Raw genomic sequence first — 14,989 nt, 5'->3', positions numbered from 1 at the left:
TGACCGCATGGGGCCGTGTAGCGTCCAGGTCAGCAGTCGTGGTTCCGAAGTACCGCCCGTGGACGCGAGTTCACGGGCAGCTTGCTGTTTAGCGTCTCTGAGGGCCAGGACGACCACCTCCGGCTCCCGCAGGGTGCGGGCGCCGACTTCGAGTCCCCTTGGAGGACAACATGGCTACGGGAACCGTTAAGTGGTTCAACGCGGAAAAGGGCTTCGGCTTCATCGAGCAGGACGGTGGAGGCCCGGACGTCTTCGCCCACTACTCGAACATCAACGCCTCCGGCTTCCGTGAGCTGCAGGAAGGCCAGAAGGTGAACTTCGACATCACCCAGGGCCAGAAGGGCCCGCAGGCGGAGAACATCACTCCCGCCTGACCTGCACAACTCCACGACGCCCGCCACGGTTTACCGTGGCGGGCGTCGTGCCGAAGTAGCTTCGGAGTGATACAGGGGCCTGTGGCGGAGGTGCCTGAGCCGGTCAGTAGCCGCGTGCGTACTCGTGCGACAGCATGATGCAGCCGATGGCGACGACGGCGAGGGGGACGATGATGGCGAGCGTGCCCAAGGCGATGCCGGCCCGGGCCCGCCATCGCAGGACTCCCTCGTGACCGCTTACCTGGCGCAGGGAGTTGATCCCGGCGGCGATGGCGCAGATCCCCGCGGGAATGGTCAGGTAGAGCGGGAAGTACCGGACGGCGGGCGGCAGCGCTGCCGGCAGCCACGGGCTCGCGAACAGCGCGAGCGAGAGTGCGCCGAGCGTCAGCGACACCGAGCCGACGGGCAACGGCCGTGCGGACAATCCCTGTTGAACACTCATGACAGGAACGTAGAAGGCTGCCTGGCCGCCCCACATGAGCGCCGGTACTCATGCGGCCCTGAGTAATACGCGGGGCGCGGTCAGTCCCCGTTCTTGAGCCAGAACAGGATGCCGAGGGCGTAGGCCACGACCGTGATCACCTTGCCGTACAGGAGAGTGAGGACGCAGGCCGAGGCGCCGGGTCCGAGCCGCGGGATACGGCAGTGACGCGTGCGGGGCAGTAGCCAACTGGCGGCCAGGAGCCCGAGTATCACCACATAGCCGACGTCCCATACGAGCGTGCGCGGGACCCAGATGTGGTCCAGGTAGGCGAGCAGTGCGGTCAGCAGGGTGGTGGCCAGGGGAAACAACCACCACACGCGGTCGGGAGCGTCGACCACCGGGACGCGGGCACCCTGCCGAAGCGGCCGGTCCGGGCGATGCGCTACCCAATCCCCGGCGCCCCTCGGCGCCGCGTGTGTGGCTGAGGAATATCAAGATCGCCCACAGCGTGCCCGCGGCTCACCCGCCTCACCGAGGGTTCTGGCCCCGGCGGGCCCCTATGCCTCGGGCGTTCCGTCCGCTGTGATCCGGCCAAAGCCGAGGTAGGGGACGAGGGACTCGGGCAGGACGATGGAGCCGTCCTGCTGCTGGCACTGCTCGAGGAGCGCGGCCAGGGTGCGGCCGACGGGCAGGCCGGAGCCGTTGAGGGTGGCGACGAGCTTGGGCTTGCCGTCCTCGCCGCGGGTGCGGATGTTGGCGCGGCGGGCCTGGAAGGTGCCGAAGTTGGAGATCGAGGAGATCTCCCGGTAGGTGTTCTGGCTGGGGATCCAGACCTCGATGTCGTACGTGAGCTGGGCGGAGAAGCCGGTGTCGCCGGCGGCCAGCTTGACCACGCGGTAGGCGAGACCGAGCTCCTTCAGGCACGCCTCGGCATGGCCGACCAGGGTCTCCAGTTCGGTGTCCGCGGTCTCCGGGTCGACGATTTTGACCATCTCGACCTTGGAGAACTGGTGCTGGCGGATCAGGCCGCGGGTGTCGCGTCCGTACGAGCCGGCCTCCGAGCGGAAGCACGGGGTGTGGGCCGTGAGGGCCAGGGGCAGCTCGGTGGGCGGGATGATCTCGTCGGCGTAGAGGTTGGTGAGGGGGACCTCGGCGGTCGGGATGAGGAACAGGTCGCGATCGGCGGCGCCGGTCTTGAACAGGTCCTCCTCGAACTTCGGCAGCTGGCCGGTGCCGGTCATCGTCTTGCGGGTCACCAGGTACGGGACACCGTGCTCGACGTAGCCGTGGCGGCGCGTGTGGATGTCGAGGAAGAGCGTGGCCAGCGCGCGCTCCAGGGCGGCGCCGGCACCGCGGGAGACCGCGAAGCGCGAGCCGGACAGCTTGGTGGCGCGGGCGAAGTCGAGGATGCCGGTGGCCTCGCCCAGGTCGACGTGGTCCTTCGGCTCGAACGAGAACGCCGGCGGGTTGCCGACGCGCCGGATCTCGACCGCGAACTCCTCGGAGTCGCCGTCCGGGGCCTCGTCGTCGGGGAGGTTTGGGATGGTCAGCAGGAGCTCGGTGAGCTCCTGCTGGACCTTTTCCTGCGCGGCCTCGATGTCGCGGATCTGGTCCTTCAGCTCGCGGGCGCGCTCCTTCAGCTTGGAGATGTCCCCACCCTGCTTGGCGGTCTGCTGGACCTCGCTCGCCACCCGCTTGGACTCCGCCCGCAGCTCGTCGGCCGAGCGGATGCCCTGGTTGCGCCGGGACTGGAGGTCTTCCAGCCGGGACAGGTCCAGGGAGTAACCGCGACGAGCGAGCCGACGTACCGCTTCGGCACCCATGTCGATCAGGGCGCGGGCATCATGCATGAGGGGAGATCCTTACGTCACCGGCGAGGAGAGGACAGTGCCGCGACGGTAGCAATCAGCCCCCGTTCGCCGGTCCGCATTTTCCACTCGGTACCGTGGCGGCACGTGGGAATCGTGCACCTCCCGACGTCGGGTAGGGGCAACGGGCCGTCGGGCAGGCCGACTTGGCGCCACCATTGTCACTGGGGGCGTCTACTGTCCGGTGTATGCCGAAGAAGCGGAAGAAGAAGCCGCCGTCGCGGGCGCGGCGCACCGGCAATGCGCCGCGCGAGCAGCTGCCGCCCGTGATCAAGCTCGGTGGGCCGCGGGTGCCGTCGCGCGGGTGGATGTTTCAGGCGTTGATCGACGCGGCGCGGGAGTCCGGTCAGCCGATCCCGGAGCTCACGGCGCAGCCTCCTGACGGATACTCATCCGATTTCGTCCCCCAGATCGATGCCCCTCGGGCGCCGCTGCAACCGGGGTGGTACCTGCGGTCCGATCTCGGTGTCCCGGTCTACCTGTGGGTGTTTTCTGAGAGTCAACTCGCCGATGATCCGGGTGCATTGGATCTGCGGCGACGAGGGTTCGCCCCTTATGTCGCGCACTCGGTGTGTACGCACGGAGGACGGGACAGCGAATCTGCCAGCGCGGAGCAGTTGGAGGCGTGGACTCCGATCGTGGCGCCGGACCCGAGCGTCGTGGACGCCGACCGGTATGGCCACGCCCCTGTCTATCGCACGCCTGCGAGAGGGCAGTTGCCCTCGGGGGCGCCGCGCACGCTGGGAGTGCTGGATGTGGATTACGCGCGCGTGGCGAGCCGGAGTCTGCCCGAGCGCTGGGACATCGACGTCGTCGGCCTCTTGATCATGGAACGGCAGGACGCCGCCGATATGCCGGGAGGGGAATTCTGGCGGCAAACGGCATTTCACACGTTCCGAGACCGTAACCTGTCGGGCCTCCACGCCGAGGCCGGAGACGTCGACCTGATCATCGGCCACAATCTCTTCGATGGCGACTACCGCTGCCTGCGAACCTACGGCGATGTGGTGGACGTCGGCGCGCTGGCCGCCAAGACGGTGGACACGCTCTACGCCGCCCGTCATGTGGTCAGGAACGGTGGCCTTCGAGCGCCACGTCTGGACCTCACCACCCTGGCGCGCGCCCAGGGGCTGCGGGAACGAGCGAAGTCGGCGTCCCGGACCGTAGCCCACCGCGGCATCCGCACCATCCATGACGCGGAGGAACGCTGGTCCTTCCAGCCGATTTCCGATGACTGCGAACTGATGCTGGAGCTGTGGCTCGAACTGGTCACCAGTCGACGCCTGCGCAGCTTCCTCCGGTCGGGCGAGGCGGTGGAATACCCGCTCGGCGAGAACGATCTGCGGCTTCTGCTGCAACCGCAACTTACCCCGGACACCTTCACGAACCTGCTGACGACGAAAGGCAGCGTCTACCCGCTGCGAGGAGCGGAACGCTACGAGAGCGTGGCCCGGATCCATCGCGCGATCGAACAACAGCGGGCCGAGGGCACCCTGGCCAATCGGTACCCCGCCGCCTCGCACCGCCAGCGCTGTATGGCACCCAGCGACACAGGGGGATGGCAGTGCGACCAGCTCATCGACGTGAAGCAGACGTATTGCCGCGACCATCACGCCAAGCGGCGCTGCCGAGGGAATCCGGCACTCAACGACGTCTGTACCGACATCGTCGAAGGGGAACTCGCACATTGCCCGTGGCACCGGATGACCGCACTCTACGTGCCGCAAGGGCAGCGAATCGTCGAGGACTTCACTCTTACTCTGCCCCTCAACGGCTGGGAGCGGGGCAGCGACTGGGGTTACGACACGGGGACAGGCATGTACTTCGCGCGGTTGTACCGCAATGAGGACGACCCGTACGGACCGCCGACCGTATGGCTGTCCGGCACGGAACCCGATCTGGGCAACGTGGTCGCGCTCACGCGCGCCATTCAGAAAACGACCCGGGCATCCTGGCAGCATGTCGTGGCAGCCCTGACGGCACATCGCAGGTCTCCCTGCGAACGCGCCGTGGCGACCCAGAACTGGGAACCGGCCCCGTGCGATCGTCCCTGCCCGTGCGGCACCGCAGACTGTGGCCACGGCGCACCGTGCACCAACGAGGAATGCGACGGCCACGACATCCATACGGTGCGCTCTCCACACACCGAAGTGGACGTGACCGCGTGGCAGGATCACTTCGACTGCTGCGAGGGCTGCTCCGGCAGCTTCCAGGACATCTCGCTCCCTGAGTGTCCCTGGGGCGAGATTCACGACGACGGCACCGTGACCGTGTACGACGGGGTGTCCCACTATGAGCTCGGCGTCTACCCGTAGCCGCGTGCAGGTCGACGGGTTAGGGAAGGTCACCACGGAGCCTCTTCTGGCGCGTATTCAGTTGGGTTGTCATCTCTCTTCCGAGCGTGAGGCGAGGATAGATCTCTATCCAAGACTTCAGCTTGTCCGCGATGGCCTTGTCGGTGGCCTTCCCCTGGAACCACTGGAGTTCTTGCAAAAGGTGGGTTATCGCGCTTAGTTCCTTGTCACCTTGTGTCCGTACTGCCGAGTTGAAATCTGCCTCGCTCAGATCTGAACTCAGCGCATCCGCATACCGAAACCGGCGTTCCGTCGCAACGCTCATCGCCTGCTCGCGGGTGAGGGCGAAGCACTCCAGAGCGCGGGCGACTACGGCGTCAGTCTGGAGAGCAGGAGGCACCTCCTGGGCTGCGCTTTCTATCGCATGGCGTGCGACCTTCAGGTACTCGCGGGCAACCAAGGCAGCGTCGCGTGGCCTCAGCTCTCGGGTGACGAAGTCGAGCAGCCTGGAAGCAAAAGCGAGGCGTGCCGTGAGGCTGATTCTGCGGTCCTGGTTGACGGGGTAGTAGTCGGTGCGCGCGATGTCGAGGAGCGCGAAGATCCACTGTCCGGGAGCGTGGGGTGGAGCGAGCCTCCTCAGAGCTCGGGTGAGCTCTGCGGAGTCGAGCCTGATGAGCGTGGAGTAGTCGGTCATCGGGTTGGTCAAGGGGATCACCAGCCGAACGGCTCGATGGCGTCTTCGGGTACGCCAGTGTCGGCATTACAGAAGGCGCTGACCCCTGACGTGCGGCACCCGAGGACTTCGTCTGTTCCGGACAGCTGGAGGGCTTCAACGGGTGCTCCTGTACCGGGGCAGCAAGTTCATCAGCTTGCGCGTGAATCGGTGCATGTGGGGGTCGAGGGTGTTGATCGGTGTGGCGAGGACCTGGTCCAGGGACAGCCATGTGATCGCGTCGAACTCGGCTTCGTCGAAGGAGGTGACCTGGCTCGTGTCTGCCTGCAGGACGTACCACAAGGACACGTCGGTGTGGGGTCCCGGTCCGCGGGTTGGTGTGACGGTGACGAAGAGAGGACGGTCCCCAGTGAGCGGGGAGGAGACCGCGTCGATGCGCAGTTCTTCGCGGCATTCACGGCGGACCGTGTCCCAGGGATCCTCGGCCGGCTCGACGTGGCCGCCGCTGGGCAGCCACAGACCGGCCTTGCGGTGGGCCACGAGGAGGAGTTCCTCGCGGGACTCGTTGAATACGACGAAGTAGCTGACGAGGTGCTGTGCGGGGGTGGCGGGTTTCAGCGTCCTGTAAAGGGGCGCGCCGCTGGCGATCCACTGCACTGTTGCGTCGAGGTGTGCCTGCTCCTGATTGTCCCAAGGGTCGATGCTGCTGAGCACCTGCAGCAGCTGGGCACGCAGCTGTTGATCGGGCGCAGTTGAGGAATCCATTGTGGCCACGGGTGCATGATGACAGGGGAGTTGGCATGTTTCGCCGGTCAAGTCGGTCGATGTGCGGGGCGGGCATCATGGCCCGCGGAGACGCTCCGGCGGCGCCCGTATGCCCTTGAGTAGGTGGGCTTGGTGCTGGGAACCGGCGCGGTGGGCCTTGCTACGGTCCCGCTATGACCTTGCCGGTACCTGCTGCGCGTGATGTTGATCTGAGAGTTGAGCCCGTCGAGGACGTCCTGGACCGTGTGGAGCGGTCGTTGCAGGTCCGGATCGACCGGGACGGCGTGATGCGCAAGCGCCGCTCGGTGGGCGGGCGGACGGACCGGGGTTCGTGGGTGCGGGTGGAGCGGCGATCTTTGCGGCGCATCGCGGCGCAGGGCGGTAACGGGCCGGAGTCGGCGGCCGTGTTGAGCGGGGTGGCCATGCCGCGCTGGGATAGGGCGGTGACCTGGCGCGATGCGGACGAGCCGGTGCTGTGGCGGGCCGATGAGACTGAACTGGTAAACGATCCGCCGGTGGGGCCGGCGGCCCTGGTGATCGAGGCCCCCCGTCTGCCGGAGGCGTGGTGGGAGGGGCTGAACGCCTCGCTGGATGCGTTGGCCGTCCAGTACACGCCGCGCCGGGCGACACCGGACACCGAGTCGATCACACAGGATCTCGTGGAGGCGGTCATCCGGCCGGTCTTTCCCGAGGTCGTGGACCTCACCGTCGATGAGTGGGCGTGTGCGCATGCGGACTTGACCTGGGCCAATGTCATCGGGCCCAGGTTTTGCATCATCGACTGGGAGGACTGGGGCATGGCCCCGCGCGGGCTGGACGCGGCGACGTTGTGGGGCAATGCTCTGGCGGTGCCCGCCCTCGCGGATCGCGTCTGGGCGGAGCGTCGGCCGGACCTGGAGAGCAGGACCGGCCGGCTGATGGCGCTGTTCTTCTGCGCGAAAGTGGTGGGCCCCTACGCGCATGACGCAGATCCGCGGTTGGAGCCGGCGCGCAAGGCCGCAGCTGGCCTGGTTGCTGGGCTGTGCTCCGCGTGAAGGTGTTGGGTCGGAAGTGACGGTAGTGGGCGAGGGCCGCCGGGTTCACGTCGTGGCGCAGCGAGGCGGTCAACACTCCAAGGCATGCACGTTGCCCAACGAGACTGATCGCCAGAGATGTTGAACTCGATCGAGGGGCTGGCCATGACGTTACAGATTGACCCCATCGGAGAGGTCGTCGAAGGCCGCACCGAAGTCGCCGACGACTACTGGGGCGGCATCGAGTCGGTCATCCAGCTCGACGAGTCCCAGTTTCCGCCCGACGCGGTGCAAGGGCTGGACAGCTTTTCGCATCTGATCGTGGTGTGGCACTTCAACCAGGCGTCCCCGGACGATGTCGAGTACCACGCGCGCAGCCCGCGCGGGAATCCGGCCTGGCCGGCCACGGGAACGTTCGCCCACCGCAACCATCGCCGACCCAATCAACTCGCCCAATCCTTCCCCCGGTTGATCGCCGTCGATGGTCTGCGGCTGCGCGTGACCGACTTGGACGCCGTGGTCGGCACCAAGATTTACGATCTGTCGCCCTACTTCGCGGACATGGGGCCGCGCGGGGCGCGCCGCGAACCGGCCTGGCCGGCCCAGATGCTGGCCGACTACTGGGTCAAGAAGTAGTCCACGCACCAGCCCTACGACGCGCTCGAGGGTGGGGATGCGTCCAGGTCGTCCTGGTAGACGATCGCCACCGCGCGCATGCCCAACGCCTCGTAGAAGGCCCGGCCGCCCGCATTCTTGGGCGAGCAGTGCACGATCAGCGGGCCAAGCCCCTGGGCGCGCGCCCAGGACCGCACGGCATCCACGAGCGCGCGGCCTTCACCGCTGCCGCGCCGTTCGGGGGCGACCCACATCTCGTGGATCACGCAACATCCTCGGTCGTCGGGCCCGGCCAGAATGTAACCGTGCGCGGTGCGATGCTTCATGCCCCCTGCAGGGGCGGCTCGGTCAGGGTCGAAAGGCATTTCGCCCGGTCCTCCTGCGCTATTGCGACACGGATGAGAGCACGCGGGCGGCGATGCCAAATGTCGATGGCGGCCTTTCAGCGGCCTGACGGCTGCTCCCGCAATCCAGGAAAAGGATAGGAAAATCACAAGTCGGTCGGGTCTCGTGCGGAAGGGCGGTAAGGTCCACTCCACGGTGCGGTGGCGCAGCGCCATTACCGGTTTCTGCCCTTCGAACGGGCGCCTGCACAAGGCGACCCGGGGCGGGCAGACAATATTGGCAACTAGAATGGGTGGGTCGGGGACATGGCTCAGAAAGTACAGGTCCTTCTCGTCGATGACATCGACGGCGGAGAAGCGGACGAGACGGTGACGTTCGCCCTCGACGGCAAGACCTACGAAATCGACCTCAGCGAGAAGAACGCGGACAAGCTCCGCAAGGCTCTGGAGCCCTTCCGCGGGAGCGCTCGCCGCACGGGCAAGCTGACGCAGGGCCGTACTCGCTCGCTCGCCCCCAGGCAGCGTCCGGCCGGTGAGCCCACGCCGGAGGAACTGCGCCGTTGGGCCAAGGAGAACGGACACGAGGTCAACGAGCGGGGCCGCGTGCCGCAGGCCATCAAGGAGGCATACGCCAACGCCCAGGGGTAGACGGGGCGCTGTGTGCGGCGGATGAAGCCCTGCCCGAAACAGCGGGCCTCATCTGTGACCTCCTGTGGGCGGGCTCATGCTGCGGTCGGCGACACGTTCTCTACGCCGGCGGGTGGGCTGAGGTTCGGGGAGGAGCAGACGACAGGGCAGGGCTTGTTCTGTGACTCCGCGATCCCCCTCGCGATCCCCCTCTGGCTCCAGTCGATACAGCCGGGCGGAGGGGGTGCGCGTCACCGCCTGTGTCAGCTGGCCGTTGGTGAACAGCGCACCGACGCCGTCGTCCACTGCCCAGCCGGCTGGAAGTGCATGGCGGGCCACGGCCGCCTGGTAGGAGGATCGACGCCCGGGTTCGCTGTCGTAGTGGGGGCAGACGGATCCGGGCAGCAGCCCCAATCCGTCGGGCAGGTGGGTGAGCGGGCCGAAGGAGTCCGTATGCGAGCTTTCGGCCCAGCAGTTGGCGCCGGCGCTGATGCCGCACAGCACGGTCCCGCGGTCGTAGGCGGTGCGCAGGAGTCGGTCCACGCCGTGTGTCCGCCACACTGCCAAAAGGTTCGCGGTGTTGCCGCCCCCGACGTAGATGAGGTCTTGCGAGAGCAGGAAGGTGCGCAGGCCGTCGTCGTCGAGGTCCCGCCGAAACAGCCGCAGGACACTGGGTTCACAAGCCTGCGGGTGAAACGCCGCAAGGAATTGGTCGATGTAGGCGGGGGCGTCACCGCTGGCTGTCGGAAGGAAGCACACCTTGGGCCGGCGGGCGTGCGCTTGATCGAGGACCCAGGTGTCCAACAGGCCGTCGTCGTCGGTGGAGAAGCCGCCTCCGAGGAGAACTACACGCCGTGGGGCAACGACAGCCACCTGGATCCTCCTTATAGCGCGATGCGGACGCGCGCGGTGCCGAGGACCACGGGCAAGCCGCCTGCTGTCCGTGCGCGAATCAACTGTCCGTCGCAAGGTGCTGTCCACCCGGGGCGGAGAGCAAACCGAAGGCGCACGACCACGTGACGCAGGCGACTACGGCATGGCAGCGACGCTCGAGTCGTCTTCGACAACATCCGGCCGCAGCACGCGGGCGTAGGCGGCGCTGATCCAGCCGGGCCGTCCTTCGAGGCGGAACCAAAGAGGTGTCCCCGCGACCGTCTGCCCCTCGACCGTCCCGAGGACGCTCACCGTCGAGCATGGCCGCAGTACCGCGATCTCCTGGCTGTGCGTGGTCGGTTCCTGCCGCACCCGCAGCCACACCCCGGCCGTACGCACCCGCCCGACATGTGAGTGCCCATTCGTCACCGGCCGTGGCGAGGATCTGTCCGGCCGTCCCGAGGCGTTGGTGGCGCCCGGCCACAGCGCACCCAGGCCGAGCGCCGTCGCGAACACCGGCAGCACGCGGCGAAACAGCGGTGCGGAACAACGCATCAAGCTACTCCTGGACGGCGATGATGAAGGGGTTCCACCCTTGCCGAAACCATTCGCCTCACGCCAACGGCGCTCACTCCGCCGGGGCATCCCCTCACCTGATGGACTGACCAGCGCACCACCCCGGTGACCGAACGCCATCCCCTGCTCTGAGCCGGAGTTCGACTGCGCTGATGCGGAACACCGGAGGGTGGCGCACCGCCAGCGGCAGACCCACTGCTGCCGGCGCGCAGTCGTCTGCGTCAGCTTCGTTGCCGTGACCAGACGCCGGCGGTGCACGCGAGATTCTTCGCCGCTGCGCGGCGAGGGAAGATCAGCGCTGCCGGCGCAGGGAGATGCGCACGTTGTGGTCGTCGTCGCGGTCAAGGAAGAGGCCGGAGCCTTTCAAGTCGGTGGTGTACGGGGCTTCGACGCCGGTGCCGAGTACCTGGGGCTGCCCGGTGTTCAGATCGACCTGGGCGACCACCGGATCGGAATCGCTGGTGGCGGCGTCATCCTCGACGACGGCGCCGTAGGCGATGCCGTCGTTGCGGATCGAGCCGAGCACGATGGTCTTGCGATTGCCGTCCCCCTGCAGACAGATTCCCTTCTTGCGCTGCACATCGAACGCCACCGAACCGGCCGCCACATAGCGGCCGTTGGGCGAGGTGACGACCGGATAGTCGCGGGCCTTGGACGAGCCGCCCGGCAGGTCGGCCGCACACGTCACCTGTGCCTGCACCTTGCCCGTCTCAACGTCGTGGACCGTCCACACCGCGGGACGGTCGGATCTGTCCGTCGTGTTGGTGGACCAGCCCGCCACGAGCGAGGAACCCGCCATGCCGTAGAGATCGCCGTTGTAGGCGCCGAGGAAGCCGGTGCGGGCGGCGACGGCGCCGGGCCGGACCGCATTACTGAACCAGCGGCCCGGTACGCCGAATCCGCCGCCGTCCATCGCCACCACCACCGAGTCCGAGGTGGCCCCGGCCACCCGGCTGTCGTAGCAGCCCACTTCCTTGGCGCACTGCGGCAGCAGGCTGTTGGCGTCGCTGTAGCGGGACACCTTGCCGGTGGCCACGTCGACCGCGGCAGCCGAGGCGGGCAATTCGCCCTGCTTGCCCCAGCCGATCAGCAGCCGGCCCCCGTCGGCACTCGTGTGCAGCTGCTCGCCCAGGCCGGTCGTGACCGGGACATCGATCTGCCGCTGCGGCGTGACGGAGGATCCCGTGGCGTCGGCCGGGTAGATGGCGACGCGCACCACCTCGGTGCCCTTGTGCAGGTCGTCCTTGCCGCGCATCCCGTGCGCGTAGGCCACGACATAGGTGCGGCCGCCTTGTTGCAGGCTCACCACATCGGGGATTTCTGCTGCTTCCCCCATGTCCGGATCTCCGTCGGCTCCTTCGACCGGAACCGGCGGGTTCCATGCCGTGGACGTCCAGCGGACGGTGCCGTCGGCGGCGTCGCGCACCTTGAGCGTGTAGCCGCCGGACGCCGCATACATCATCGCGACCGCACGGTTGTCCGCCACCGGTGCTACCGGGATCGAACTCACCGACTCCGGCACCCAGTTCAGCGTGTCGTCCCACCCCTTGGACGCATCGTAGGCAGCCGGCACATTCAGTTTCGCCAGTGGCTTCGACGCCGGCGCTTTGTCCGCGCCGCCGCCCTTGGAGTCGGCATGGTCCTTGCCGTCTGAACCGCCGCAGCCCGCGAGCAGTACGGTCGCTACCAGGACCGCTCCCGCTGCCGTCACCCTCCGCATGAGATGCGTCCTCCCCGCCTGCCCGCGCCGCGATATCGCCCGGGGCTGCTGATCAAGTGTGCGCCGACGGTATCAACTCACCCAGGTGTCACAGGAGTTCACTGGCATTCCGGCTGGATCACGCTGGTGCGCAAGGGAGTGGAATCAGGGGAGGCGGCGATGATCCTGCGGCCCTGCCACGCTGCTCGCACGACGGAGAGCGTGGTCACCGCCGTGTCCTACGGGTCACGGCGCGCCCTGGGCGAGATGCGGACCAGGCCGGCTGAGGGCTCTGCTGTCGGCGTGGCAGTGTCGCGCTGCGCCTTGGGGCTGGAGTGCTCGGTGGCCTCTGGCGGGAGAGGCGGTCCTGGCGGTTGGTTTCGGTTGTATTCCGGCTCACCGGATTCAAGGACGCGCAGCAGGGAGGCGGTGACGACCCTGCTGCTGCGACCGATACGCAGGACGCGGCACGGGAATTCGCCGCGGCGCACCAGGTCGTAGCCCTTGGCGCGGGAGAAGCCGAGAGCTTTCGATGCCTCGGCCACGCTTCCGGTGCCATTCCAGGTGGCGCGGATCGTAGCCGCGCTGTAGCGCGAGGGTGTCGGGGATGGGCTGGGGGTGATGAGGAGTTCTCCTTCCGTTCTCATCTGGGGGCGGGTCACAGTGCGTGGTCCTACACGGTGGCGCCGGGAGCCCGGGAACCGGCATGGGCGCGCCATATCGGCAACGGCGGGGCGACGCCGGGTACTTGGGTGCCTGTGCGTGCGCAGGCTGAGCTTGGGATCGGGATGCGAATCGGCGTTGACGGGCATCTTGTCTGGCGAAAGAATCTTGGTCACGTTCAGCGTCGCGGAGGGGGGAACCAGAGCAGTGTCCGAGCTGAGACTGTTCCGTATCTCCGAGGGATGTGCCGTCGAAGTGTTGTCCGCACAGGCGGCACTGGAGCGCGATCTGCAGCGGCTGGTCGAAGGCAACCTGGAATCGCTGCTCGGAGTCCGGTTCCTGGCCAGCGAATTTGCGACGGGCGCATCCCACGGGGGCCGCATCGACTCGCTGGGCATCGACGCAGACGGGACTCCGGTCGTGGTGGAGTTCAAACGCGGTACGGACAGTGTGGTGACACAAGGACTCTTCTACCTGTCCTGGCTGATGGAACACCGAGGAGACTTCACGCAACTGGTGCGGGAGCGGCTGGGGATCGCGTGCGCGTCCCGTATCCGCTGGGACGCTCCACGGCTGATCTGCGTCGCAGGAGGCTTCACCCCGTACGACATCCGGGCACTGGCCCTGATCGGGCACCCCGTTGACCTTGTCCGGTACCGGTTCTACGGGGCGGACATGCTCGGCTTGGAGGAGGTCGCTCAGTCGGGTGGCCGGTCCGCGCGCAGAAGGCCCGCGTCGGCCCTGCGGGCGCGTGGGGAAGCGCTCGGCAGTGAGCAGGAATTGGCGGAACTCCACGCGGCGCTTGACGACGCGCTTATTGGACAGGGCAGCGACGTCGCCAGGGTCGAGCGCCAGCAGTACCGGGCCTACCGCACATCGCGGAATTTTGCCTGTGTCACGCGGGGGAGCAGGAAACAGATACTGGTGTATCTCAAGGCGGATCCCAATGAAGTGGACATCGTGCCGGGGTTCACGCGGGATGTCAGAGGGGTGGGGCATCACGGGACGGGAGAGCTGGAGGTCCGGTTGAGGTCGGAGAGTGATCTGTGCCGTGCTCTTCCGCTGTTCAAGGCCAGCTACGGTGCTGTGTAAGACGCAGAGGGACGGCGCGCAGCGGCCTCGCGGACAGAGAACGTGGTGGAGCGTGCTCGTGGCGGCTGTCTGAGCGGCGCAACGGTGGCCCTTCGCTCGGTGAATTGCAGCGGGTAGTGGGCAATCAATTCTTCGTGGTGTGCACCGTTTCCCTAGTGGCGGGAGCCGTGATAAGGGTCCGAGCCTCTGTCTCGCCATGGATGCCCGTGCCGACGAGGAGTAGTACTCCTCTCCGGTCTCCGGAGCCGGGAAGGAGCTGTGTTCCAGATGGAGTTCATCGTGAAGCAGCCTGGGATTGACGATGCCTTCGGCCGTGTTCTGGTCCGCTGCTGGGAGGCCGGGGCCGCACCGTGGTCGGCAGTGGAAGTGATCGAACGCGACGATGCTCTGATCTCGGCCAATGACGCCGCTCGGTACTTCAGCGAGCCCGCGCAGTGGTCGGCCTTGGATCGCTGGGCGTGGGAGCAGGCCGAGGGGCGGGTGCTGGACGTGGGATGCGGAGCCGGGCGCCACGCGGTCGCCTGGGGTGCCCGCGGCTACGACGTGGTGGGGGTGGATCCCTCGCCCGGGGCTGTTCGGATCACGCGCGAGCGGGGGATCACGGCTGTGGTGGGGTCGGTGCCGTCGCTGCCTGAAGGGCTCGGCCAGTTCGACACGATCGCCCTGTGCGGTGACAGCCTGGGCCTGTTGGGCGGGCCTGATCAGGCATCCCGGGTGCTGTCCGCCCTGGCCGCAGTGGCGCGGCCGGGCGCGCGGTTGGTCGGGACGGGGACGGATCCGGGGATGGCGCTGGGACGATCCACGCGCGCTACCACTCCCTCAATCTCAGCCGGGGGCGAGCGCGCGGTCAACTGCGCCTCCGCGTACGGGATGGGGCCGTGGCCACGCCGTGGTTCGACTACTGGCTGGCGTCGCCGGACGAGTTCGTGGCGGCCTTGGAGGGGTCAGCGTGGACCGTGGAGTCGTTGGAGCGCGATCCCACCGGCTCTGGGTGGGCGGTGAGTCTGCGCAGGTCGCCGTGATGAACAGGATGATCGTCAGGGCCACAGACCGTCGGCTGTGAGGCCACGCCGGTCGGCGGTGACATAC

At 67.6% G+C, this 14,989-nt stretch carries 16 protein-coding genes; 7 read left to right on the top strand and 9 right to left on the bottom strand.

All coding sequences use genetic code 11. The features are described 5' to 3' along the window. The first annotated feature begins 170 nt into the window (after window positions 1-170). Window positions 171-374: a cold-shock protein gene (locus ACIBUY_RS04525; protein ID WP_160508150.1), complete on the top strand. Its 204-nt coding sequence runs from the start codon at window positions 171-173 to the stop codon at window positions 372-374. 103 nt (window positions 375-477) lie between these two features. Here the strand turns inward: ACIBUY_RS04525 and ACIBUY_RS04520 are convergent, their stop codons facing one another. The 3 genes from ACIBUY_RS04520 to serS all read right to left on the bottom strand — a co-directional run bounded on the left by ACIBUY_RS04520 (window position 478) and on the right by serS (window position 2,648). After that, complete coding sequence (locus ACIBUY_RS04520) at window positions 478-816, bottom strand: hypothetical protein (RefSeq protein WP_399151760.1); 339 nt, start codon at window positions 814-816, stop codon at window positions 478-480. Between the two features lie 80 nt (window positions 817-896). Next, window positions 897-1,196, bottom strand: coding sequence for a hypothetical protein (locus ACIBUY_RS04515; protein WP_365567982.1), 300 nt, complete (start codon window positions 1,194-1,196; stop codon window positions 897-899). Window positions 1,197-1,355: 159 nt separating this feature from the next. Next, on the bottom strand, window positions 1,356-2,648 hold the full coding sequence (gene serS / locus ACIBUY_RS04510; RefSeq protein ID WP_399151759.1) for a serine--tRNA ligase: 1,293 nt from the start codon (window positions 2,646-2,648) through the stop codon (window positions 1,356-1,358). A 206-nt stretch (window positions 2,649-2,854) separates the two neighbouring features. Here serS and ACIBUY_RS04505 point away from each other — a divergent pair, with 206 nt between their 5' ends. Next, complete coding sequence (locus tag ACIBUY_RS04505; protein ID WP_399151758.1) at window positions 2,855-4,981, top strand: hypothetical protein; 2,127 nt, start codon at window positions 2,855-2,857, stop codon at window positions 4,979-4,981. 19 nt (window positions 4,982-5,000) lie between these two features. Here the strand turns inward: ACIBUY_RS04505 and ACIBUY_RS04500 are convergent, their stop codons facing one another. Together ACIBUY_RS04500 and ACIBUY_RS04495 are read right to left on the bottom strand one after the other, a co-directional pair. Continuing rightward, window positions 5,001-5,666 (bottom strand): hypothetical protein, encoded by a 666-nt coding sequence (locus ACIBUY_RS04500; protein WP_366078512.1) that lies wholly within the window; start codon window positions 5,664-5,666, stop codon window positions 5,001-5,003. Window positions 5,667-5,789: 123 nt separating this feature from the next. Next, complete coding sequence (locus ACIBUY_RS04495) at window positions 5,790-6,398, bottom strand: NUDIX hydrolase (protein WP_399152156.1); 609 nt, start codon at window positions 6,396-6,398, stop codon at window positions 5,790-5,792. Between the two features lie 173 nt (window positions 6,399-6,571). Between ACIBUY_RS04495 and ACIBUY_RS04490 the strand changes: the two genes are divergently transcribed. Beyond that, on the top strand, window positions 6,572-7,432 hold the full coding sequence (locus ACIBUY_RS04490; protein WP_399151757.1) for a hypothetical protein: 861 nt from the start codon (window positions 6,572-6,574) through the stop codon (window positions 7,430-7,432). Between the two features lie 117 nt (window positions 7,433-7,549). Beyond that, window positions 7,550-8,047 carry a TrmO family methyltransferase gene (locus tag ACIBUY_RS04485; RefSeq protein ID WP_399151756.1) on the top strand — a complete coding sequence of 166 codons (498 nt, stop codon included), beginning with the start codon at window positions 7,550-7,552 and terminating at the stop codon, window positions 8,045-8,047. 14 nt (window positions 8,048-8,061) lie between these two features. Here the strand turns inward: ACIBUY_RS04485 and ACIBUY_RS04480 are convergent, their stop codons facing one another. Next, window positions 8,062-8,352: a GNAT family N-acetyltransferase gene (locus ACIBUY_RS04480; protein WP_399151755.1), complete on the bottom strand. Its 291-nt coding sequence runs from the start codon at window positions 8,350-8,352 to the stop codon at window positions 8,062-8,064. Between the two features lie 324 nt (window positions 8,353-8,676). On the opposite strand from ACIBUY_RS04480, the gene ACIBUY_RS04475 reads away from it, so the two are divergent. Further along, a complete protein-coding gene (locus tag ACIBUY_RS04475; RefSeq protein ID WP_365568003.1) occupies window positions 8,677-9,018 on the top strand; it encodes an Lsr2 family protein in 342 nt (113 codons plus the stop codon). Between the two features lie 48 nt (window positions 9,019-9,066). On the opposite strand, the gene ACIBUY_RS04470 is transcribed toward ACIBUY_RS04475, so the two are convergent. The 3 genes from ACIBUY_RS04470 to ACIBUY_RS04460 all read right to left on the bottom strand — a co-directional run bounded on the left by ACIBUY_RS04470 (window position 9,067) and on the right by ACIBUY_RS04460 (window position 12,166). After that, entirely contained in the window at window positions 9,067-9,870 is an 804-nt protein-coding gene (locus tag ACIBUY_RS04470; protein ID WP_399151754.1) for a Type 1 glutamine amidotransferase-like domain-containing protein, read from the bottom strand. Window positions 9,871-10,026: 156 nt separating this feature from the next. After that, entirely contained in the window at window positions 10,027-10,425 is a 399-nt protein-coding gene (locus ACIBUY_RS04465) for an SH3 domain-containing protein (RefSeq protein WP_365568009.1), read from the bottom strand. A gap of 313 nt (window positions 10,426-10,738) precedes the next feature. Beyond that, window positions 10,739-12,166, bottom strand: coding sequence for a hypothetical protein (locus ACIBUY_RS04460; RefSeq protein ID WP_399151753.1), 1,428 nt, complete (start codon window positions 12,164-12,166; stop codon window positions 10,739-10,741). An 849-nt stretch (window positions 12,167-13,015) separates the two neighbouring features. On the opposite strand from ACIBUY_RS04460, the gene ACIBUY_RS04455 reads away from it, so the two are divergent. Next, window positions 13,016-13,900, top strand: a complete 885-nt coding sequence (locus tag ACIBUY_RS04455) for a DUF5655 domain-containing protein (RefSeq protein WP_399151752.1) — start codon at window positions 13,016-13,018, stop codon at window positions 13,898-13,900. 267 nt (window positions 13,901-14,167) lie between these two features. After that, window positions 14,168-14,902 carry a class I SAM-dependent methyltransferase gene (locus ACIBUY_RS04450; protein ID WP_399151751.1) on the top strand — a complete coding sequence of 245 codons (735 nt, stop codon included), beginning with the start codon at window positions 14,168-14,170 and terminating at the stop codon, window positions 14,900-14,902. Window positions 14,903-14,989: the final 87 nt, after the last annotated feature.

It is taken from the genome of Streptomyces sp. NPDC050085 (assembly GCF_044460595.1).
Taxonomy (GTDB): domain Bacteria; phylum Actinomycetota; class Actinomycetes; order Streptomycetales; family Streptomycetaceae; genus Streptomyces.
Note: the sequence above shows the minus strand (reverse complement) of the source record. Positions and strands in the feature narration are given on the sequence as shown.